Source organism: Ruegeria sp. YTSA135 (assembly GCF_059610165.1).
Window position 1 is genome coordinate 116,268 of the sequence record NZ_JBXWNC010000003.1, and the last position, 20,016, is coordinate 136,283.

The following is a 20,016-nucleotide window of genomic DNA, read 5'->3' on the forward strand; positions in this document are numbered from 1 at the left end:
TCACAGTGGGTCCTCCCTACTTGTGGATTGGCGTTATTGCCTAAGCGAAAGTGCGGTGTGTCGGTCTGGATCAGGTCTCGCCTGTTCCCTCAATGTCTCTGGACGCAAGCGTCGCGCCGCAGGACTCTCGGATGATCAGCCGTGTGGGCACGATGATCCTTTCATTCGACATGGTGGGGCCTTCAATACGACGCAACAGAAGCCGCCCGGCCTCACGCCCGATATCACGCGCATGTGTTTCGACAGTCGTGAGGGCGGGGTATGCTTCGGCACCGGCATTGATGTTGTCAAAGCCTGTCACTGCAATGTCGCGCCCGGGTACAAGGCCCGCTGCACGTACCGCTGCCATTGCGCCAAGTGCGACGCGGTCGTTGAAACATGCGATGGCCGTGGGTGGGTTCTTGGAACTCAACAACTTGGCCGCGCCGTCGCGCCCTCCGCTACTGTCGCTTGCCGTTTTCACGATCAAATCCGAAGGCAGTTGAGCCCGGTCGAGCGCGGCCTTGAAGCCTTTGATGCGCTGGCGCGTGGCCGAGTGATCAAGGTTTCCGCCAAGAAATGCGATACGCTTGTGGCCAAGTCGGATCAGGTGAGCGCACAGCGTCTCGATGCCGGTTTGGTAGTCCGCGCTGACGAAGTCACCCTTAGTGTCAGAAACAGAACGCAGCATCTGAATGACGGGTATGCCCCAGTCATGCATCGTATCAAGAAGGTCGCTGCGTGTTCCAGGGGCCGGACACAGGATCAGCCCATCAACCGATTGCTCACGCATCCTGACAAGTAATTCTTTTTGACGCCCTGCGTCTTCGCGGGTGTTCAGAAGAAACGAGATTTTTCGCGCTTCGCCGATTATCTCGTCGACACCACAAACGAGCTCACCGAAGAAGCTATTGGACAACGTCCCAATCACGACCCCAACGGTATTTGATTGACCAGTGCGTAGACGCGCTGCGCCCCTGTCGTAGACATAGCCCAGTTCCTGCGCTACCGCTTCGACCCGCTGTTTCGTCGCCTGAGAGACGCCCGAGCCGCCACGTAACGCCATCGAGACCGCAGCAGTCGATATACCGAGGCGCTGTGCGATGTCGCCAAGCTTTATCCGTCGGGCGGGATCGGAGGAGGACTTCATCGGTTAAACTGTTTGCCTTCATGCTAGGCGGTCTACGTTGGGTGAGTTTTGGTGAATTAACTTAAACGATTAATGTTGTCAATCACAGGCCCGAAAACAGTGTGACCAATGGTGAGCTGAGGGGAATGGCCCTGCAATCCCAGTAACGTTATTATATTTAAATCAGCAGGTTGCGATGGTGAGACTGTCACGGAACGGTGGTTCACGAATGCTTTGGTTTCTAAAGTCTTCGGCCGCTATCGGTTCACCTTCCATCGTTGAGTCGGAAATTACTCGGTCGGTCGGGTTGCCTTTTCGCCAGACCTAATTCCTCTGGAGCATGACACTCAAACTGAATGTAAACGAGTCGCCCGCCAGCCCCCTTGGTGCAGCTGGGAATCTGCCAGCGCGCTGAACTGCGGCCACGGCGGCTTGATCGAGTTTTGTGTTTCCTGACGACCGGACAACGTTAACAGCCAAAAGACGACCATCGCTGCCTATGGATATTGTCAAACTGACTTCGCCTGGCTCGCGCGCGCCGCGTGGAAAGCGCTTGGCCTGCTCAATCCGTAATCGAATTTTAGCCCCCCAGATTGCCTCAAGCTCTGCCTGCTTTCCTGTTGATGCAGTCGTTGCCTGCGCCGAGCCGGAATTGCCGGCTTGGGCGCCACCCCCTGTCCCGGCGGCTTTTTGGGCTGCGCGCCCCGCGCTGGCTTGGTTGGCTTTCTGTGCTGCTTCAGGCTGCGGTTCAGGTTCCTTTTTTACCCGCTGTTCGGGCCGCTCCGACGGCCTCGGAGACGAGTCAGGAGCAAGCTCCGATGGTTCACGCTCGGTTGGGGGCGAAAGTGGGTCAGGCTCTTGTGTTGCGGCTTCTTCAACTTCGAATTGGGGTTCGGTCGGCGGTGGAGGTGGTTGTGGAATATCCAGATTCAACTCATCCGGCTCAAGCGTAGGCAAAGCAGCAATTTTCAGATCAGCGCGCGGGGCCTCGGGAAGTTCAAGATTGGGAGCCTGGAGGGAGTCCAAAGGGTCAGGTAAAAAAGGTGCATTGATCGGCTGTGGAATTTGGGGAACAGGGCGTTCCCACTGTTCGACCATCTCTGTTATGGCGGGTGTAGCCCCTTCGATCGAGATAGTGGCATCACCGTCGACGCCACCGGCCTCAACTCCGCCTGTGGGCCTCAAGCCGAACAATATGACGTGGATGGACAGCGCCAGGGCGACAAAAACGGCAATTTCGATCCACCGGCTCATTTCTTTGACACCACGAGTTCAACGCGGGACAGCCCGACAGCAGCAAGGTTTTGTAGAATTCGCGCAAGCACAGCGGCTTTTAGATTTGCATCAGCGCGAATCCGGATGACATCCGATGCATGGCTTTGCGCGGCGATGGCGGCAATTGCATCCTCGCCTTCGGCGCCTTCATAAGACAGCCGCCCCTCAGAGGTGACAAACAAAATCGGCTCGGCCTTCACCTCGGCCTGGGTGGCAGCCTCTGGCAGGGTGACTTCGAATGGTTCGGGGCGCAACAGCTGTGATGTCATCAAAAAGAAAATCAACAGCAGAAAAACCACGTTAATCATCGGCACGATGGATTCGGCACGTCGCTTCTTTGGTGGTTCGTTCAGATCCATCCCGGTTATTCCACCAATACCAGCGATGTGAACCCCGCCGCACGCAGTTGTTCGATGACTGTAACCACACGCTGCAGGGTCGCATCGTCCTTTCCGCGTAGGATGATCAAGTCCGTGGGCTGCATAATCAATGGCTTGAGTGCCTCAGGCAGGTTAGCAACCGGCTGCCCATTCAACATCACACCATCCGGCAAAATATCCACAAGGCGGGGCGGACCATTGTAACTTGCCCCTCCGGACGAGGCCAAGGGCAGCGGCAACATCGCTTCAACGCCAAAACGGGATGCCAACATGAAAAACACCAACAGCAAAAAGACCACATCGATCATGGGGGTCAAGCTGGGTTTGCGCCGGGGACGAGCGGGTTCGGTAAGATTCATGACTCACGCTGCCGCTGTACTTATTTTGTCTGGGCGAGCCGCAATAAAAATGCGCGTTGCATTGTCTTCCACATCTCTTCGCATACGTTCGATGACTGCCTCAAACCATGTCAGCGACGCAGATGCAGGTATCGCCACAGCCATGCCAGCGGCGGTGGTCAGCAACGCCTCCCAGATGCCACCGGCCAGCAATGCCGGGTCAGCTTGCGACCCTGCTGCCTGCAGCGCCTGAAACGCGGCAATCATGCCAAGCACTGTGCCCAGAAGGCCCAATAGCGGTGCAATTGTCGAAATCAGTTCCAGTGCACCCAAGCCGACCCTCGCCGATGCCAGTTCTCGCTTGGCAACACGTGCGGTTTCTTCTCTTACGCTGTCTTCGGGCAGGCCTTCGAAACTCTTGAGTGTCGTTTCCACAACCCGCGACCGTATTCCGCGGCGTCCTTCTACAAACCCAAGCGCTTGTGCTTTGTCCCCCCGCTCAAAGGCTTCGACCGCGTCGATCGCCTTGCCGTGCGACCATGCGCCGACAAGCGCCAATCGCCAGGTTTTCCAAAAGATAAGCGCAAGCGTAACAACCGAAAGGGCGAAAATGGCCCAAATCGCCGGGCCACCGTTTCGAAGGAAGTCCATCATCCGCTTTATGGCTTGTTCAGCTTGGAAAACAGGTTCACTCGGAACTTGCTGTTGATTGTCTTGTGTCAGAGTTTCCCCAGCCGCATCCTCACCCAGATTAATCAAAATTTCCGCAGGATTTACAGCTTTGGGCTGCTCTGTCAGGGGCGCCTCTGGTGGTACTTGTGGTTCCGTGGGCAAGACAGAAGTTTCCTGGGCATGCGCAGCGCCCGCGCACAGAACCGCGATTGCAACCATTAAGCGCGCCCATGTTGTGACTTTCATAACTTGCCGTGCCCCTCTTTTCACCTCAGATGTGCTGAATGTATTCGCGCCATCGACCACATCACCGTTGTTGCCAAATGTGCGGTGGGCCCTGCAAGTCCTGCTTGCCTAAATACTGGACTGGCTTTGTTTGCAGGCGTTGCGATAGTCAACTTGACTATTATTGTCAAGAAATTGAGGTCTACTGTATCCCGGCATTCAATGGGTGCAAAGCCAATCAAAGATGAATTATCGACGCCAAGAACACGTAAAGAGACATCCTTGTTCAAAAGAATACGACCTGCGGCAGGTTATGAAAGGCCGTGCGACGGGGTCGGCTGGCCCATGACCTTGTTCGGGTTATCAAAATTCATTTCAACTGGATCACTCGGTGGGGCTTCAAACAAAGTGATACCGGAATCTTCGCCGCGACTACTTTTTAAGCGGTAGCCATGAATGTGTTGCGAATAGCTGCTTTCATGGCGTCCCGAGGCCCGGTATCCTGCGAGTTGCTTGCCGCCATGACAAGTTTCGATGTCGGCACCTGACCGAAGCCCAGGGAATTGCTTACAATGGAAAGACCAGGATGAAGCGCGGATCGGCCCATCAGACTGACCGCAATCCCCGCTTCAACTGCAGCCATGACGCCATGGACGCTTGGGCTTGAATACACCACCCGATAGGGTTTTTCCCTCTTATTCAAGGATTTAACCGCCACGTCACGCCACCAGCAGGCGTGGTCGAACAAGGCCACCGGCAGGACGCTCTCTGTGGTAAAGTCCCTATGCACAGATGATACCCAGGACGTCGGGTCTTCGAATAGAACCTCTTCATTCTGTGCCGGATTTTCCACTTCATAAATTGCAAGGTCCAGCGATCTTTTCGCCAGCGCGTCCGGAAATCCCGTGCTTGATGCGCAAGTTACCTCTAATTCCACTTTCGGATGCTGCCGGGTGAATGCGGCTATGATTTCGGTCAGCTTCGCCTTGCCGTGATCGTCCGGTATGCCAAGGCGCAGTTTCCCGGTTACCGCATTGAGCGAGATTTCTTGCAGCAGCGTGTCAAGGCGTTCTGTCACGTCCCGCGCGACCGGCAACAATTGACGGCCAGTATCGCTCAGCGAAACTCCACGCCCGTGTCGTTCAAAGACCGGTTGCCCGAGAATGGCCTCAAGACGCTTTATCTGAAGGCTGGTGGCGGATTGAGATCGGAAAATACGGCTGGCACCGTCGGTAACGCTGCCGGCTTCCGCCACGGCGACGAAGGTGCGCAATAAATCGCTGTCCAGATGTTCCATTCGTTTTCTCGATAGCCGAAATTAGAATTATGCGTTTCTCAAATGTCAGTCTCGTTACTACTTTTCAATGCCGAAGGGGAAGCCAATGACCGATATCACCGCTGATTTCAAGAAATCGCCAAGGAAATATGTCCTTTGGGGCCTGTCATTTGTACTTTTAGCGGCGCTTGGCCTTACCTGGCCGAACCACATCGGGAGTGTTGCAAGATTCGTTTTCTGGAGCCTTGTTGTCGTCGCCCCGATCGTCATTCCGGGAATTCTTGTTGCAGCATGGATCATCGCCAGCGGAGCCGATGCACACATATCCAAAGCGTTTGAGGGAAAGACGTTTCGAACCGTAGTGGCGGCATCCTTGATTGGCGCTATTACACCCGTCTGCGGTGTGACCGTTTTGCCGTTGATGGCAGGATTGTTGGCGGCGGGTGTACCGCTTGCCCCGATTATGGCGTTTTGGCTGTCCTCCCCGATTACAGACCCAGCAATGCTTGCAACAACGGCTGCGACCCTTGGTCTGAGCTTTGCAATTGGCAAATCCCTTGCAGCAGTAGGGTTGGGCTTGTTCGGCGGCGCAATCACAGGATTGTTCGCCAGATCACCTTGGGCGCTGAACGCGCTGCGCGACAACGGATTGGCACGACAACTCAGCGCTGCGCGCTGTGGCGGTGAAGAACCTTTTGATCCGTGGGTTTGGCGAACAGAGACGCGCCAACGGTCCTTTTTTGTTCAAATCCGGGCGACGACGCGGCTCATACTGATCTGTTTGATCCCCGCGTTCGCGGCAGAGTATGCCTTGAATGCGGCGCTCACCCCGGGATCGCTTGCTGTTTATGTGGGCGAGGATCAGTGGTGGGCGATACCGGTTGCAGTTTTCATCGGTGCCCCGGCCTATGTAGATGGGTATGCGGCGTTACCGTTGACGCGTGGATTGCTTGACAACGGAATGTCACCCGGTGCCGCCATGGCCTTCCTGATCTCGGGTGGTGTTGTCAGTATTTGGGGGGCACTGGCGATTGCGCCCATTCTCAAGCCTAAACCGTTCTTGCTTTACCTTCTGCTCGCGGTTCTGGGATCACTTCTGGCGGGATATGTGTTCGGCTGGGTGATGTGAAATTCGCACGGATGCTGCAAAGGCCCATGAAATCTCAGAGGCTTGAGGTGGTGATAGCAAACTTGTTTATCTGGAGAGAGTTTTCTTCCCGACCATTAGCATCACTGCGGCGCTTGACAGTATGATCAGACACCCGCTGACAACGGGCCACGACAGTGTTTCACCGAAACCGACGTATCCGATGACTGCCGCGTAGAACAGGGAAACGTAGAAGAATGGGGCCAGGAAGTTTGCGTCCGCAAGCTTTGCCGCGCGGATAAAGCAGGCTTGGCCAAGGATCGCGACTGAACCAAGCAGCACCAGAACAATTACTTGATGCAGCGCGGGCCAAACAAAGTCCGAAAGCATGAACACCGCCGAAACGAAGGCGCCCGTTAGATTGCTGAAAAACAATATGGTAACCGGCCCGTCCGTCGTTTGAGCCAACCATTTCACACTGACGATTTCGGCACCCATGAATGCCGCCGCAGCAAGCGCGATGAAGGCACCACCGATTTCGATACCGGAAGACGGCGATGCGATGATCAATGCGCCAATAAGCCCGATGGCTGCTGCCGACCACCTGAGTTTCGGTACACGTTCTTGTAAGAAAAGGGCGGAAAAAACCATCGCAAAGATCGGGCTGGTAAAACCAATCGCAGTCGCAGACGCGAGCGGGATTGTTTGAATCGCTGCAAACATGAGTGCAATCCCCCCAAATCCCGCAATTGTCCGGACAAGGTACCGCGATGGTGACACAATACGGAACCGCTTGGACCGGAAAAACATGAACGGTAGCATGGCCAAGGCCGCGACGGCATAGCGTGCAAAGGTGATCTGGAAAACGGGTATCGACTCGACGGTGTCTTTGACCTCTGATGCAGTTTGCTGACCTGAAACGCCAAGATGCTTGGCTACCGCATTCATCAAGGCAAAGAACAGCGCACCCAGCAGTGTCCAAATCGCTGCCCGGACGTACGACCCTGATAGTGAAGAGCCTGTAGAAGGTTGAGGTTCTGATACCATCAAGCGCAATACTGCCCAAAGGGACGCATCGGTCCGGCTGTGTATCTGTTGCCACTACCGGCGTTCAAGGCCACGGACAGAAAGGCTTTGTCAGTTGCAAGCCATAGAATGCAAAATAATCTAGCGCCGGTACAAGCTTCAAAGTCGGTTCCGCGACCCTCTGTGTAGGCAGCGCAAACTGACACAGTCTTCGACCAATTCAAAACATGCATTGTTCCCTCAAGATGGGGTTCTTCAACAGTCGCATCGCGAGCGAGATGACAAACCCCTGTGCAGCGGTTTGTCCTTGAATGCGTTACACCATAGGTAAGGTCACCGTCGAAATTTTAGAAATGGGTCCTTCCAATTTCAGAAATTTGAATTCCGAATATCACGCAACTGGCTTGTGAGTTTCTTGCACGGTATTGACTTCGTGACGGGCCACAGCCGGTACGATCACTTTTGCGGCCGTTTCCCATCTTCTGCCCGGCATATGTGGCGGTTGCGTCGTCATACAACGCGCCAGCTGTCCTGATACAGGTTACACAATCCGTTAGATGGTATCAAAGAAGGTCGAGATCCATTCGCTGAACCAACTGCCATCGGCTTGTTGGCGGAGAATGACCGCATTCAACAAACATTGAGATTGCGCAGGAAGCTCAGGATGCACCAGGCCAGTATCGTCTGTTTCCAGCAGGGCTGTTTTCACCTCTCCGCCCTCTGACGGGCGGCAATACAGCCAAGCAGGCTGGTTTTCGACAGTCTTTCGCCCAGAGTAGAGCCGGAACCCGACTTGCTCGCGCACCCACTCCTTTTCCAGCCCTACGCGTTTGTCAGACTGGTTCTTGCCATCGAAACGTACGAGAGTCTTTGCATAGCGCTGGTAAGATTCGTGAACGTACCCGTCCTCTGTGACGCTTGGTTGGGCTGTGTTCACATGGCCTTCAAGCCCGACAGATCGTATAAACTTCAGAAACGCGCTCTCGGTAGGATACAAGTGCTTGCCCGGATAGCTTTGCAATGCGAGGATGTGCAGCCCATCCCCAAAAGCAACAAGTTGCACGTCCCCCTGCGATCGCGCGTTTGCACGTAAATCATTTGTTGTCTCTGGCCCGGCCCAGATGGCCTGTTCAAACTTGACCGGATCAAAGAAATAGCGTTTTCCTTCGAGTTCTTCGCCAATGAAGACAACGGGTGTTGTATAGCGGCCTTGAGGCGAAGTCATGGCGGGGGCCTCGATCCACATTTCATGGGCCGTAACCGGCAAAGCACCTATGCAAACCCAAAGAATGGCCCAGACTAGATTATACATCCTGCAACGCTCCTACTGCGATGACGGCGCCGGTTGGTGCTCCGGTGGGTGAACCGCCCTGCGGTTCAATGCTTACGGCAAGCGTTGAACCCTCTATAAGCGTTAAACGAAGGGGCAGGGACCCATCGTCAACAAAAGTTCCCAGCGAAACAGGCGGTGCACCGTCCTGCACTGTCCACAGTTCAAAGACCGACCCACTGGGCAGCCCGCTTAACTGTGACGAGATCTCGTCGACGCTCTGATGGGTGAAGGTCCGTTCACTGTATTTGCCCCAGTCAACGCCGCTTTTGATGCGTTGCCCGAAGGTACGGTCGAAACGCTCTTGAAACCCGAAAACAAAGACACCCTGACTAAAGTGCTGACCGCTCATGTCGTTGCGGGCAAATTGTCAGGTGCTGATCTGATGAAAATGGCCAAGCAAAACCAAGACGGCTTTGTGCATCTGGACACCCTTTCCGGTGATGCTTTGTCAGCGCAGGTGCGGGGAAACACTCTGTTTGTTTACGATGAAAGCGGCAACGCCGGAAAGATCACAATTGCAGATGTTAACCAGTCCAACGGCGTCATTCACGTAGTGGCCTCGGTTCTGGTCCCTAAATAAGCAAATGCTTTGACACAGGTTGAAGGCGGTTCCCGCCTTCGCCCATCTTTTTGTTCTAAGGCCAGTAGAACCCACCTCTGGCTAGTCCCCCAAGGCCTTAACTCGACACACAGCATGCCGCAATGCGCTAATCACGCACCACGCTTCGAAAAGCCGCAGCAAGCGCCGCGATCGCTTCTTTGGGCTTGCCATCTTTGAGTCTGGAGTGAAGCAGGACGGGCAAGCGCGGCAGTTCCGGAAGCCCCAGTTCTCTTCCGACATCTTTTGCGCCCAACGGCAACATCCTTTTCGCCAACGCTGAAACACCCAGCCCGGCTGTCACGGCGGCTGAAACGGCAGCTACGCCGCCCCCAACAAAAACCTCGGTCCAGGGAACGCCTGCATCATCCAAAAGCTGTCCTGCCAAGACCCTGACGCCACAAGGTTCCGCCAGTGTTGCAAGGGGCAGCGGCTCTCCCGCGCGGCGCTTCCAAGTTGGTGCCGCATACCAGCCGAATTTTTCTTGGGCAATAAGCTGACCGTCGCTTCGACCGACATGCAGGCGCAAAATCGCCGCATCAAGTTCGCGGCGGTCATAACTCTGTAGCAGATCGCCTGAAGACCCGATCCGTACTTCGATCAAAAGCCGAGGGTCTTGTGCGTTCATTCTTGCAATCAATGTCGGAAGTTCCGGACCAGCAACGTGATCGCTTATTCCAATGACAATCCGTTGTCTGGCCTCGGCAAAGGCTGCGCAAGCGCGGTCGTGGGCCGCCAAAAGCTCGCGGGCATGAAAAAGGAATGCCTCTCCCTTCGGTGACAATTGCACGTGACGGGGGGATCTTTCGATCAATCGACAGCCAAGTCTTTCTTCCAGGCGCTTAAGCTTCAAACTTACTGCTGATTGCGTCGTGCTCAAAGCGCCGGCTGCGCGCGTGAAACTATCCAGCTCGGCTATGTAAACAAATGCCTGCACAGCATCGAGATCAAGGCGGCGTTCTATCATTTCCCACACTTATCTTTGATGTTCTTATGGATCGCGTTTTTTAATGTATAAGCTCTTGATCCTGTGGGCCAGAGATTATCGAGATGATGAGCGCCCCAATAAGATGCGCGAGACAAAAGTGACCTGAAACATGATTGGTGCTTCATACCCTGCAATTGCGAAAATTAAGTGCCATCCAATTGATGTCACAACGATCGAACTCTGATCATCGCCGCATCAAAATCTCCCAATCCGAAACAACAAACTGCAAGCAGAAAGGAACAGAAATGCCGCTAGTTCAAATTTCGCTTCGCAAAGGGAAGTCCGATCATTACCGCCAAGCTATTTTCGATGGCGTTTACCAAGCGATGCGAGACACGTTTAGCGTGCCGGAAGATGATCAGTTCATGACGATCACAGAGTACGATCCATCAAACTTTCGCTACGGCGCGAGTTACCTGAACATCGCTCGAAGTTATGATGTCATCTATATCCAGATCAGTGCAATGAACAGCAGGACCCCCGAGCAGAAAAAGGCTTTGTACGCGAGGACGGTTGAACTGCTTTGCCAAAACCCCGGTATGCGCGCCGAGGATGTTTTCTTCAACATCGTGGAGGGGGTCAAAGAAAACTGGTCGTTGGGCAATGGAGTTGCGCAATATACTAACCACCAGGCCCAAAACCTTTGATCAGTGTCAGCCGTCTTTCTGCGTCCTGCGCTCCGCGCCGCGACGGTCAAAATATGCATGGATGGGGGAGGGCCAAGATCGCGTTCCGCCAGTTGACGGAACGTGCGGATTTCCCGTGAAAGCTTAGACGGCCCTTGGCAAAACTTTGCAACAGATCATTGGTTTTTCAGTGCTGACTTCAACGCATCGGCAATTGCATTGTTTTGCGCTGTGTTTGCAGATTTTGCGTGTTGTGGTCTGTTGGATTTTGACTGCGAGACATTCTTTTTTGCGCCCCGGCTTGCCCGATCTTCGCGCGCGGACCTCCCTCCGTCCTTGCGCATAGTTAAGCCAATCCGTTTGCGGGCCACATCCACCTCGACAACGGTCACCTTCACCACTTGGCCGGTTTTAACCACTTCGTGAGGGTCTTTGACGAACCGGTCCGCCAGTTGACTGACATGAACCAACCCGTCTTGATGCACCCCGATATCGACAAACGCGCCGAAGGCCGCGACATTTGTCACAGTGCCCTCAAGCACCATTCCAGGTTTGAGATCGGTGATGTTCTCGACGCCATCGGTGAAAGAAGCGGTGACAAAACCGGGGCGGGGATCACGGCCCGGTTTTTCCAATTCTGCGAAAATGTCCTGTACGGTTGGCAGGCCAAAGGTGTCGTCAACAAACTGCTCAGCGCGCAAGCCTTTCAACGCACCCTCGTGCCCCATGATTTGACGGATGTCCCGGCCGCATGCCGAAACAACCCGACGCGCGACGTCATAGGCCTCGGGGTGAACCGACGATGCGTCCAGCGGCTCTTGTCCATCACGAATACGCAAGAAACCTGCGCATTGCTGAAAGGCGCGCGGGCCAAGGCGCGCCACCTTCAGCAATTCTTTGCGCGATTGAAACGCACCGTTCGTATCGCGGTGCATCACGATGGCCTCGGCCAGCCCCGGCCCAAGGCCCGAGACATGCGAGAGCAGGGGGGCAGACGCTGTATTCAGATCGACACCCACCGCGTTCACCACGTCTTCGATCACAGAGGCAAGAGATTGCGTAAGCCTGTGCTGATCAACGTCATGTTGATACTGGCCAACCCCGATGGATTTAGGCTCGATCTTGACCAGCTCGGCAAGTGGATCCTGCAACCGGCGCGCGATCGAAACCGCCCCGCGCAGTGACACATCAAGATCGGGAAACTCGCGCGCTGCCAGTTCTGAGGCGGAATACACCGATGCACCGGCCTCGGACACGACAACCTTGGTCGGTGCGGTCACGGCCTTGGGCAACAGTTTCAGTGTGTCAGCCACCATCTTCTCGGTTTCGCGGCTGGCCGTGCCGTTGCCGATTGCGATCAACTCGATCTTATGTGCGGCAATCAGGTTCAGAATGGTCGCCTGTGCACCGCGCAGGTCATTCTTGGGCTGGAAGGGATAAAGCGTATCCGTCGCAACAACCTTGCCCGTGGCATCGACAACCGCGGCTTTGACACCCGTTCGAATGCCGGGGTCCAAACCCAATGTCGCCCGTGCCCCCGCCGGCGCGGCAAACAACAAATCCTTTAGGTTGCGCGAGAATACTTGAATAGCCTCTTCCTGCGCACGGCTGCGCAGATCGGCCATAAGTTCAACCATCATGGACAGAGACAGCTTTACCCGCCAGGTCCACCCTGCCACTTTGCGCAGCCAGACATCGCCAGGCCCGTCACCACGCGTTTGCAGATGGGCCGCAACGATGGCCTCGGCCCGGGCGGCTCCAGTCTCAGGCTCTGGCGCGATATCGAGCGTAACTATTCCCTCTTTCGAAGCGCGCAGCATCGCCAGCGCACGATGCGAGGGGGTCTTGGCCCAAGGCTCTGAATGGCTAAAATAATCGCTGAACTTCGCGCCTTCCTGTTCCTTGCCGTCGATCACCTTGGATGTCAGCAAAGCTTCACGCTGCATGAAGCTGCGCAGCTCTCCTAAAAGTGCGGCGTTCTCGGTCAGGCGTTCCGTGATGATATCCCTTGCGCCGTTCAGCGCGTCTTTGGTGGTTGGCACAGCCTCGGACATATAGCGCTGCGCCATCACTTCGGGGTCGGCTGAGCGATCGGCCAGAATGGCATCAGCCAGCGGCTCCAGCCCGTTTTCCCGAGCGATCATCGCCTTGGTACGACGCTTGGGTTTGTATGGCAGGTAGATATCTTCCAACTGCGCCTTGGTTTCAGCCTGCGCGATGGACCGGGCCAACTCATCGGTCAACTTGCCCTGATCCTTGATTGAGCCAAGGATGGTTGCGCGCCGCGCATCCAATTCCCGCAGGTAGGTCAGGCGGTCAGACAGCGTGCGCAGTTGCGTATCGTCGAGGCCACCTGTCACCTCTTTGCGGTAGCGGGCGACAAAGGGCACGGTTGCCCCTTCGTCCAACAGTCTCACCGCGGCACCGACCTGTTCCGGGCGGGCGTTGATCTCGGTGGCGATGGTGCGGGCGATGCGGTCCAAGGGGGCCTCCTGCAAGTAACTGGAGGCACTTCTTAGCCAGCCGCATCACCAAGGGGAAGAGGGTTTTACACTGCCCGGACGTCTTCGGCCAATGCTTGCAGATCGTCATGCAGGGTTTTGGCGATTTCGACATATCCGCGTTCGGTATTCCGCGCCCGCGCCGCGAACCGTCTTTGTGAGGGCAAGCGGGCCCCCTGATCGGTAATGTCGGCAAACAAACGCTCGGCGCGGGCATCGTTGTCGGACGCCCGGCCGCCGCTGAACTGCGCAGGGTCGAACGCAAGGATGATTTCGCCGTGATAGGGCGCGCCGCCTGCACCTTGGGCAAACTCCATGCTCTCAAGGCTGGTAAGGTCGTCGATCAACGGGCCTGCCAGCAACTCGATCATGATCGACAAGGCCGAGCCCTTGTAGCTGCCAAATGTCAGCATCGCGCCATCCATTGCCGCTTGTGGGTCGGTGGTCGGATTGCCGTGTTTATCAATGGCAACACCCTCTGGCAGGGGCTTTCCAGCACGGCGGTAGAGTTCGATTTCACCGCGGGCAAAGGCGCTGGTGGCAAAATCAAAGGTGAACGGATCTTTGCCACTGCGCGGCCAGCTAAAGGCCAGCGGGTTGGTGCCAAGGCTACCGCGCGTGCCACCTGCGGGGGCAACCCAGGAATGGCTGGGAACCATCGCCATCGCTGCAAGACCGACCGAGGACAGGCGTTCCACCTCGGGCCAAAGGGCCGAGAAGTGAAAGCAGCGGTTGATTGCCATGGCGGCAATACCGTGGGCGCGGGTCTTTTCAATCAAGAGCGGCAGCGCCTTTTCAAACGCCAACAAAGACATCCCCGCATTTGCGTCCACCCGAGCAATGGCATTGTTCGATGGCACCAGAACCGGGGCAGCATGGCCGTCGACCTTGCCTGACTTCATAGTGTCATGACACATGAACAGACGGAACAGACCGTGAGACTGACAATCGTCGGTCTGGCAGGTGGTCAACGTATCGGCGATAGCTGCGGCATGCTCGGGCCCAAACCCGGACTTGGTCAGGATGGACAGGCTGAGCGCCCGAACCTCATCCAATGTCAGTTTGACAATCTCGCTCATGCTCTACACCTCCTCTGCCGTGCGCGCGACTAGGGATAACGCGGCAGGATGGGAAAAGGGAACAAGGTTTCTATAAGATACGTGATCATTCCTGAGACTTCGCCTGATATTGAATAACCGGACAGACGATGTGCGGGTCATCCGAACGACACACGGCATGTTGTAAGCGGGAATTGTTGACACAATCCGTTTCCTATTGGCCGGAAAAACGCCTTGTGAACTTGCGCAAATCGCCGAACTATAGAGGCCATGACAATCAAGCCCGTCACACCTGATCCGGACGAAGATGCCGATAACGTCGGCCCTCGCAGTATTTATGATGTAGATCCGCCAGAAGATGACGATCTATGGTTTCTGCCGCCCGAGGATGAAGAGCGGATCGAGGATTTTCAACCTCCCGGTCCGATGGCCGATCGGCGTTTGCTGTTCGATCCCCGAGACTGGCGCGCGGCGCAAGCGGATCTGTCTTTCGAGCTGGCCGATCTGGCGGCGATCTTTGGCGCCCTGGATGAACGGCTAAGGGCCGGGCCGGATGGATGGACCCATCGACTAGCCCTTATGGACGTATCCGATCTGGGTTGGTGGACGGGCGACCGGATCAGCGTGGACCGTCTTGCCCTGTGGACTGGTTTGCGGATCGGTGCAACCGGAGACGACGTTCAGGCCTTGTTCCGGGCTGGATGGGCGGTGCGTCGGTTGACATCCGGTCCTGGCCCTTCGGACGGGGGATGGGACTCGGGGCTTACTGCTTTTCTGGATCGCCTCGCGCAAGGCATTGAGGATATCCCCGAAGCCGTGGCCGACCTGGCCGAGGTGATGCGAAATGCCGAAGGATTACACCCGGTCACGCAGGCGGCGATCGGGTTTCACGCCTGGCGTGCCCTGTCCCCGGGGATTGGACAGGATACTGAGGCCGCGATTATTGCGGCACGTCACGCGGCCTCCATGGGGCGGGGCGGGGCAAAATTCATGCCATTGGCGCTGTCTGGGCCAGGCGCTTTGCGCGGAGTGGGCGAGGTTGACGAAAAGCTTGCTGCGTGGATTCGCGGGGCGGGGCAGGCAGCTTTGGCGGCGTTGATGCACCTGGATCGTGTCAGCGCATGGGAACAGCGCGCCCGCGCGGCAACCGATGGGCTTAGCGGCAGGACACCGCCGTTGTTGATCGACGTCCTCACAGCGTGGCCGATGGTGTCCGCGCCGTTGGCCGAAGAATTGACAAAGGCGTCGCGTGCAGCAGTGCAACGCAACATTGACCGTTTAACCCGACGCGGCCTGATCCGCGAGGTAACGGGGCAGGGGCGTTACCGGGTTTGGACCGCCGCGCTGTGATCCAGCAACCAGTCGCGAAAGGCGCGCGCGGGTGGTCGCAAGGCTGTGCGGGATGGGTAGACCAAGTGATACGCCTCTTGCCCTGCAACGTGAATGTCGGGCAGGCAGGGAACAAGGCCGGACAGGTGCATGATCCGATCCGATGCAGGCGCGCGGGCCAGGGCGATGCCTCCTCCGCTGGCTGATAGCTCGGCCGCCATGATCGAATTGTCGGCGAAAAAATACCGCGCCTGACCGGTGGGCAGCCGCAGAGTTTCGAACAGATGCGGCCAACTTGCGCGATGGGTCGAAACCTCGATCAAAGGGAATTGGAACAGGTCTTGGGGCTGGCGTATCTGCGCTGCGACATCAGGTTTAGCAACCGGATACAAGTGTTCGTGCAACAATGGATCGCTTTCTGTACCAAACAGGGTCGGGTTCCCGAACACGATCTGCAAATCGGTGAATTGGTTGGCGAAATCCGATACCAGGTTACCAGTGGTCAGAGACAAACCGATCTGCGGATGTGCTGCGCGGAAATCGGGCAGGCCATTGGCAAGAACCCCATGCGCATAAAGCAGAACGGATTGCACGAAAAGCCGCTGCTCGCGGGTTTCCCCGAAAAGGCCTGTGGTGGCGGTTTCCAGCATGAGCAGGGATTGTTGAACGGACGGCAGATAGGCGCGGCCAGCCTCGGTCAGCGTCACCGCATGTGCGTGACGGTGAAAAAGCGGTGTCCCCAGCCGGGATTCTAGCGCTTTGACCTGCTGGCTGACAGCCGCCGCTGACATGTTCAACTGCGTGGCGGCACGGGCAAAGCTTTCGGTCCGCGCGGCAGCCTCGAATACGCGGAGCCAGTTGAGGGAAGGGATACGGGACGACATGCAGACAGGCTAAGCTGAACTTAGCCTTACCGGCAAGAGGTGCCACGCTGCTTTGTAATTATCTCGGTTTAAGCTGGGTGGACCAAATTTCATGAGGCTCACCATGCTGCAAACCGCTCAATCTTCACACGCCCTAACAGCCGACCGAACCGCGCAGTACTGGGAAGACGGCTATCTATTTCCCATGACGGTCTTCTCGGAAGCAGAAGCCGCTGAGAGCCGTGCAGAATTTGAACGGCTTGAGCGTGACTGGCTGTCTGCCGATCTGCCGCTGCCGCTGAACACGTACAAACGCGTCAATGCTCACCTTGTGATACCGCTGGCCGCACAGATCGCCTTGGATAAAAGGGTTCTGGACGTGGTTGAGCACATTTTGGGACCTGACATCATGGTTTGGTCCGCCGAGTTTTTTGTCAAAGAGGCCCATACTGAACACACTGTAGGCATGCATCAGGATCTGACCTATTGGGGCATGGGCGAAACTCCGGATCAGGTGACAGCCTGGATCGCGCTGTCGCCCGCCACGGTCGCAAGCGGATGCATGGATTTCGTTCCGGGCAGCCACAAGAACCCGATCCTTCCGCACACCGACACGTATTCTGACACAAACCTGTTGTCGCGTGGGCAGGAAATTGCTGTTGAGGTCGCAGAAGAGGAAAAAACCCATATTGAATTGGCTCCCGGTCAAATGTCGCTGCATCACGGGTTGACCATCCATGGCTCGGGGCCGAACCGGTCCGATGACCGTCGTATTGGTTTGGCAATCCGGTATCTCAACCCGAATGCGCGACAATTGGTTGCCGATCGCGACTATGCGATGCTGGCACGCGGTCGGGACGGGCAGTCGAACTTTGTGGCGGTTGGCCCTCCGCAAGAACTGTTTTCAGAGCAGTCACTGGCCTTGTATGAACAGGTGCGCCGCGATCAGAGCAAAGCGTTGGCAGCTGGTGCAAAAAACGCTGTCCCGCTGTACGGAGGGACCTGACACGCCCTGAGCGACCGTACAGGCCGAACCGGCCTGTCCTTTCATGTTTTGTGAAAGCTATCTTATAGGTCAAATTTCTTGATGGGTTTACAGGCAGGAAACAGCCGCTGACACTCGTGGTGTTCATAGCCTTGGGTTGCATTCTGGGACGTCTTGCTGTTTTTGAGATGGCAATGCTTCAAAATGGATTCCGCGGGAAAAGAAGATGACAAAAAAGGCGTTGATTACCGGCATTACCGGGCAGGACGGATCTTATCTTGCAGAATTTTTGCTTGAGAAAGGATACGAGGTTCACGGGATCAAGCGCCGGGCGTCTTCATTCAATACGCAGCGGATCGACCACATCTATCAGGACCCGCATGTTCCGAACCCGAAACTGCATCTGCATTACGGGGACCTGAGCGACACGTCGAATCTTACCCGGATCGTCCAAGAGGTGCAGCCGGACGAAGTATATAACCTGGGCGCGCAGTCGCATGTTGCGGTCAGTTTTGAATCGCCGGAATACACGGCCGATGTTGATGCCATTGGCACATTGCGCTTGCTGGAAGCGATCCGGTTTCTGGGGCTGGAGAAGAAGACACGGTTCTATCAGGCTTCGACGTCGGAACTTTATGGTCTGGTGCAGGAGACTCCACAGCGCGAAACAACGCCGTTCCACCCACGTTCGCCTTACGCGGTTGCCAAGCTGTATTCCTACTGGATCACCGTGAACTATCGCGAAGCGTATGGCATCTATGCCTGCAACGGTATTCTTTTCAATCACGAAAGCCCGCGCCGTGGTGAGACATTCGTGACCCGCAAAATCACACGCGGGCTGGCGAATATCGCACAGGGCCTAGAGGACTGTCTTTACATGGGCAATATCGACAGTCTGCGCGATTGGGGCCACGCGAAAGACTATGTACGCATGCAATGGCTAATGCTGCAGCAGGAAAAACCCGAAGACTTCGTCATCGCCACCGGCGTGCAATACTCGGTGCGGCAGTTTATCGAATGGTCGGCTGCCGAGCTTGGTATCACGTTGGAATTCACGGGCGAGGGCGTCGATGAAATTGCGACTGTAAAAGCGATCCAGGGTGAAAATGCTCCGGCGCTCCAACCGGGGGATGTGATCATGCGCATTGATCCGCAGTATTTCCGCCCTGCCGAGGTTGAGACGCTGCTGGGGGACCCATCGAACGCCAAGACCAAGTTGGGCTGGGAGCCTGAGCTGACAGTGCAGGAAATGTGCGCCGAGATGGTCGTCGAGGATCTGAAAACCGCCAAACGCCATGCGCTTTTGAAAGAGCATGGGTATGAATTGCCGGTGAGCCTGGAAAACGGCTGAGGAGAGCGCCATGCGCAAGATCTATGTAGCTGGCCACCGCGGAATGGTCGGCGGCGCAATTCTTCGACGTTTGCAGGATCGTCAGGCCGCGGGTGACGCGCTTGAGCTGATAACCCGCACCCATGCTGAATTGGACCTGACAGATCAGGCCGCCGTGCGGGACTTCATGCAGACCGAGCGACCGGATGTGGTGATTCTGGCCGCCGCCAAGGTTGGTGGAATTCACGCGAACAACACCTTTCCGGCGGATTTCATCTACGACAACCTGATGATTGAATGTAACGTGATCCATCAGGCGTTTGCGGCGGGGGTAAAGAACCTGCTGCAGTTGGGCAGCTCTTGCATCTATCCGAAGGCTGCGACGCAACCGATGCGAGAAGACGCTCTGCTGACCGGTGTTTTGGAACCCACAAACGAGCCTTATGCGGTAGCTAAAATTGCAGGGATCAAGCTGTGTGAAAGCTATAACCGGCAGCATGGTGTCGATTACCGCTCGGTCATGCCGACGAACCTTTATGGTCCCGGGGACAATTTCCACCCTGAAAACAGCCACGTCCTGCCCGCCCTGATCCGCCGTTTTCACGAGGCAAAGCGGGACGGGTTAGCAGAGGTGGTGATCTGGGGCACCGGCAAACCCCGCCGTGAATTCCTGCATGTGGATGACATGGCCGAGGCATCTTTGTTCGTGCTCGATCTTCCGCGCGACGTCTACGAAGCAAACACCCAGCCCATGTTGAGCCACATTAATGTGGGGTGTGGCGAGGATGTTTCGATCGCGGAACTGGCAGCTTTGGTGGCTAAAACGACCGGCTTTACCGGGCGCATTACGCAGGATGTCAGCAAACCAGATGGCACCCTACGCAAATTGATGGACGTGTCCCGTCTGGCCGATATGGGTTGGCGCGCGCGCATCGGGTTGGAAGACGGTATTCGAGAAACTTATGCCTGGTACCTTGCCCAGGCAGATGCGGATCTTCGGGCCAAGTGACGGCCCGGA

The 20,016-nt window shown here is 56.3% G+C and carries 20 protein-coding genes; 7 read left to right on the forward strand and 13 right to left on the reverse strand.

All coding sequences use genetic code 11. The features are described 5' to 3' along the window. Positions 1-70: 70 nt before the first annotated feature. The 6 genes from AC2FIT_RS05370 to AC2FIT_RS05395 all read right to left on the reverse strand — a co-directional run bounded on the left by AC2FIT_RS05370 (position 71) and on the right by AC2FIT_RS05395 (position 5,295). Positions 71-1,129, reverse strand: coding sequence for a LacI family DNA-binding transcriptional regulator (locus AC2FIT_RS05370; RefSeq protein ID WP_496827377.1), 1,059 nt, complete (start codon positions 1,127-1,129; stop codon positions 71-73). A 303-nt stretch (positions 1,130-1,432) separates the two neighbouring features. Then, positions 1,433-2,362: a TonB family protein gene (locus AC2FIT_RS05375; protein ID WP_496827379.1), complete on the reverse strand. Its 930-nt coding sequence runs from the start codon at positions 2,360-2,362 to the stop codon at positions 1,433-1,435. Beyond that, positions 2,359-2,742: an ExbD/TolR family protein gene (locus tag AC2FIT_RS05380; protein WP_496827381.1), complete on the reverse strand. Its 384-nt coding sequence runs from the start codon at positions 2,740-2,742 to the stop codon at positions 2,359-2,361. Before AC2FIT_RS05380 ends, AC2FIT_RS05375 begins: the two co-directional genes overlap by 4 nt. A gap of 5 nt (positions 2,743-2,747) precedes the next feature. Further along, positions 2,748-3,122 (reverse strand): ExbD/TolR family protein, encoded by a 375-nt coding sequence (locus AC2FIT_RS05385; RefSeq protein ID WP_496827383.1) that lies wholly within the window; start codon positions 3,120-3,122, stop codon positions 2,748-2,750. Positions 3,123-3,125: 3 nt separating this feature from the next. After that, positions 3,126-4,019: a MotA/TolQ/ExbB proton channel family protein gene (locus AC2FIT_RS05390; protein ID WP_496827385.1), complete on the reverse strand. Its 894-nt coding sequence runs from the start codon at positions 4,017-4,019 to the stop codon at positions 3,126-3,128. Positions 4,020-4,437: 418 nt separating this feature from the next. Continuing rightward, on the reverse strand, positions 4,438-5,295 hold the full coding sequence (locus AC2FIT_RS05395; RefSeq protein WP_496827387.1) for a LysR family transcriptional regulator: 858 nt from the start codon (positions 5,293-5,295) through the stop codon (positions 4,438-4,440). A gap of 85 nt (positions 5,296-5,380) precedes the next feature. Between AC2FIT_RS05395 and AC2FIT_RS05400 the strand changes: the two genes are divergently transcribed. Beyond that, positions 5,381-6,403 carry a permease gene (locus tag AC2FIT_RS05400; RefSeq protein WP_496827389.1) on the forward strand — a complete coding sequence of 341 codons (1,023 nt, stop codon included), beginning with the start codon at positions 5,381-5,383 and terminating at the stop codon, positions 6,401-6,403. Between the two features lie 66 nt (positions 6,404-6,469). Here AC2FIT_RS05400 and AC2FIT_RS05405 read toward each other — a convergent pair whose 3' ends face one another. The 3 genes from AC2FIT_RS05405 to AC2FIT_RS05415 form a co-directional block, all read right to left on the reverse strand. Further along, entirely contained in the window at positions 6,470-7,408 is a 939-nt protein-coding gene (locus tag AC2FIT_RS05405; protein WP_496827391.1) for a DMT family transporter, read from the reverse strand. A gap of 532 nt (positions 7,409-7,940) precedes the next feature. Further along, positions 7,941-8,699, reverse strand: a complete 759-nt coding sequence (locus AC2FIT_RS05410) for a hypothetical protein (protein ID WP_496827393.1) — start codon at positions 8,697-8,699, stop codon at positions 7,941-7,943. Then, positions 8,692-8,991, reverse strand: coding sequence for an anti-sigma factor domain-containing protein (locus tag AC2FIT_RS05415; RefSeq protein ID WP_496827783.1), 300 nt, complete (start codon positions 8,989-8,991; stop codon positions 8,692-8,694). The genes AC2FIT_RS05410 and AC2FIT_RS05415 overlap by 8 nt, the downstream gene beginning before the upstream one ends. On the opposite strand from AC2FIT_RS05415, the gene AC2FIT_RS05420 reads away from it, so the two are divergent. After that, positions 8,941-9,300, forward strand: a complete 360-nt coding sequence (locus AC2FIT_RS05420; RefSeq protein ID WP_496827395.1) for a fasciclin domain-containing protein — start codon at positions 8,941-8,943, stop codon at positions 9,298-9,300. The genes AC2FIT_RS05415 and AC2FIT_RS05420 overlap by 51 nt on opposite strands. Positions 9,301-9,427: 127 nt before the next feature. Here the strand turns inward: AC2FIT_RS05420 and AC2FIT_RS05425 are convergent, their stop codons facing one another. Next, positions 9,428-10,285, reverse strand: coding sequence for a LysR family transcriptional regulator (locus AC2FIT_RS05425; RefSeq protein WP_496827397.1), 858 nt, complete (start codon positions 10,283-10,285; stop codon positions 9,428-9,430). Positions 10,286-10,422: 137 nt separating this feature from the next. On the opposite strand from AC2FIT_RS05425, the gene AC2FIT_RS05430 reads away from it, so the two are divergent. Beyond that, positions 10,423-10,953 carry a tautomerase family protein gene (locus AC2FIT_RS05430; protein ID WP_496827399.1) on the forward strand — a complete coding sequence of 177 codons (531 nt, stop codon included), beginning with the start codon at positions 10,423-10,425 and terminating at the stop codon, positions 10,951-10,953. Positions 10,954-11,108: 155 nt separating this feature from the next. Here AC2FIT_RS05430 and AC2FIT_RS05435 read toward each other — a convergent pair whose 3' ends face one another. Together AC2FIT_RS05435 and AC2FIT_RS05440 are read right to left on the reverse strand one after the other, a co-directional pair. Next, entirely contained in the window at positions 11,109-13,415 is a 2,307-nt protein-coding gene (locus tag AC2FIT_RS05435; RefSeq protein WP_496827401.1) for a Tex family protein, read from the reverse strand. 65 nt (positions 13,416-13,480) lie between these two features. Beyond that, positions 13,481-14,512: an Ldh family oxidoreductase gene (locus AC2FIT_RS05440; protein WP_496827403.1), complete on the reverse strand. Its 1,032-nt coding sequence runs from the start codon at positions 14,510-14,512 to the stop codon at positions 13,481-13,483. Between the two features lie 249 nt (positions 14,513-14,761). Between AC2FIT_RS05440 and AC2FIT_RS05445 the strand changes: the two genes are divergently transcribed. Next, positions 14,762-15,841 (forward strand): helix-turn-helix domain-containing protein, encoded by a 1,080-nt coding sequence (locus AC2FIT_RS05445; RefSeq protein ID WP_496827405.1) that lies wholly within the window; start codon positions 14,762-14,764, stop codon positions 15,839-15,841. On the opposite strand, the gene AC2FIT_RS05450 is transcribed toward AC2FIT_RS05445, so the two are convergent. Then, positions 15,814-16,704, reverse strand: coding sequence for a LysR family transcriptional regulator (locus AC2FIT_RS05450; RefSeq protein ID WP_496827407.1), 891 nt, complete (start codon positions 16,702-16,704; stop codon positions 15,814-15,816). The two genes, AC2FIT_RS05445 and AC2FIT_RS05450, sit on opposite strands and share 28 nt — an antisense overlap. Positions 16,705-16,807: 103 nt before the next feature. On the opposite strand from AC2FIT_RS05450, the gene AC2FIT_RS05455 reads away from it, so the two are divergent. From AC2FIT_RS05455 to fcl, 3 genes are all read left to right on the forward strand, one after another. After that, positions 16,808-17,689, forward strand: coding sequence for a phytanoyl-CoA dioxygenase family protein (locus AC2FIT_RS05455; RefSeq protein ID WP_496827409.1), 882 nt, complete (start codon positions 16,808-16,810; stop codon positions 17,687-17,689). Between the two features lie 205 nt (positions 17,690-17,894). Beyond that, positions 17,895-19,019, forward strand: coding sequence for a GDP-mannose 4,6-dehydratase (gmd, locus tag AC2FIT_RS05460; protein ID WP_496827411.1), 1,125 nt, complete (start codon positions 17,895-17,897; stop codon positions 19,017-19,019). Positions 19,020-19,029: 10 nt separating this feature from the next. Continuing rightward, on the forward strand, positions 19,030-20,007 hold the full coding sequence (gene fcl, locus AC2FIT_RS05465; protein WP_496827413.1) for a GDP-L-fucose synthase: 978 nt from the start codon (positions 19,030-19,032) through the stop codon (positions 20,005-20,007). The last annotated feature ends 9 nt before the right edge of the window (positions 20,008-20,016 follow it).

What these genes read in the sequence shown, in the direction of transcription:
- AC2FIT_RS05370 (WP_496827377.1), bottom strand. Translation starts at nt 1,129, where the DNA reads ATGAAGTCCTCCTCCGATCCCGCCCGACGGATAAAGCTTGGCGACATC.
- AC2FIT_RS05375 (WP_496827379.1), bottom strand. Translation starts at nt 2,362, where the DNA reads ATGAGCCGGTGGATCGAAATTGCCGTTTTTGTCGCCCTGGCGCTGTCC.
- AC2FIT_RS05380 (WP_496827381.1), bottom strand. Translation starts at nt 2,742, where the DNA reads ATGGATCTGAACGAACCACCAAAGAAGCGACGTGCCGAATCCATCGTG.
- AC2FIT_RS05385 (WP_496827383.1), bottom strand. Translation starts at nt 3,122, where the DNA reads ATGAATCTTACCGAACCCGCTCGTCCCCGGCGCAAACCCAGCTTGACC.
- AC2FIT_RS05390 (WP_496827385.1), bottom strand. Translation starts at nt 4,019, where the DNA reads ATGAAAGTCACAACATGGGCGCGCTTAATGGTTGCAATCGCGGTTCTG.
- AC2FIT_RS05395 (WP_496827387.1), bottom strand. Translation starts at nt 5,295, where the DNA reads ATGGAACATCTGGACAGCGATTTATTGCGCACCTTCGTCGCCGTGGCG.
- AC2FIT_RS05400 (WP_496827389.1), top strand. Translation starts at nt 5,381, where the DNA reads ATGACCGATATCACCGCTGATTTCAAGAAATCGCCAAGGAAATATGTC.
- AC2FIT_RS05405 (WP_496827391.1), bottom strand. Translation starts at nt 7,408, where the DNA reads ATGGTATCAGAACCTCAACCTTCTACAGGCTCTTCACTATCAGGGTCG.
- AC2FIT_RS05410 (WP_496827393.1), bottom strand. Translation starts at nt 8,699, where the DNA reads ATGTATAATCTAGTCTGGGCCATTCTTTGGGTTTGCATAGGTGCTTTG.
- AC2FIT_RS05420 (WP_496827395.1), top strand. Translation starts at nt 8,941, where the DNA reads ATGGGTGAAGGTCCGTTCACTGTATTTGCCCCAGTCAACGCCGCTTTT.
- AC2FIT_RS05425 (WP_496827397.1), bottom strand. Translation starts at nt 10,285, where the DNA reads ATGATAGAACGCCGCCTTGATCTCGATGCTGTGCAGGCATTTGTTTAC.
- AC2FIT_RS05440 (WP_496827403.1), bottom strand. Translation starts at nt 14,512, where the DNA reads ATGAGCGAGATTGTCAAACTGACATTGGATGAGGTTCGGGCGCTCAGC.
- AC2FIT_RS05445 (WP_496827405.1), top strand. Translation starts at nt 14,762, where the DNA reads ATGACAATCAAGCCCGTCACACCTGATCCGGACGAAGATGCCGATAAC.
- AC2FIT_RS05450 (WP_496827407.1), bottom strand. Translation starts at nt 16,704, where the DNA reads ATGTCGTCCCGTATCCCTTCCCTCAACTGGCTCCGCGTATTCGAGGCT.
- AC2FIT_RS05455 (WP_496827409.1), top strand. Translation starts at nt 16,808, where the DNA reads ATGCTGCAAACCGCTCAATCTTCACACGCCCTAACAGCCGACCGAACC.
- gmd (WP_496827411.1), top strand. Translation starts at nt 17,895, where the DNA reads ATGACAAAAAAGGCGTTGATTACCGGCATTACCGGGCAGGACGGATCT.
- fcl (WP_496827413.1), top strand. Translation starts at nt 19,030, where the DNA reads ATGCGCAAGATCTATGTAGCTGGCCACCGCGGAATGGTCGGCGGCGCA.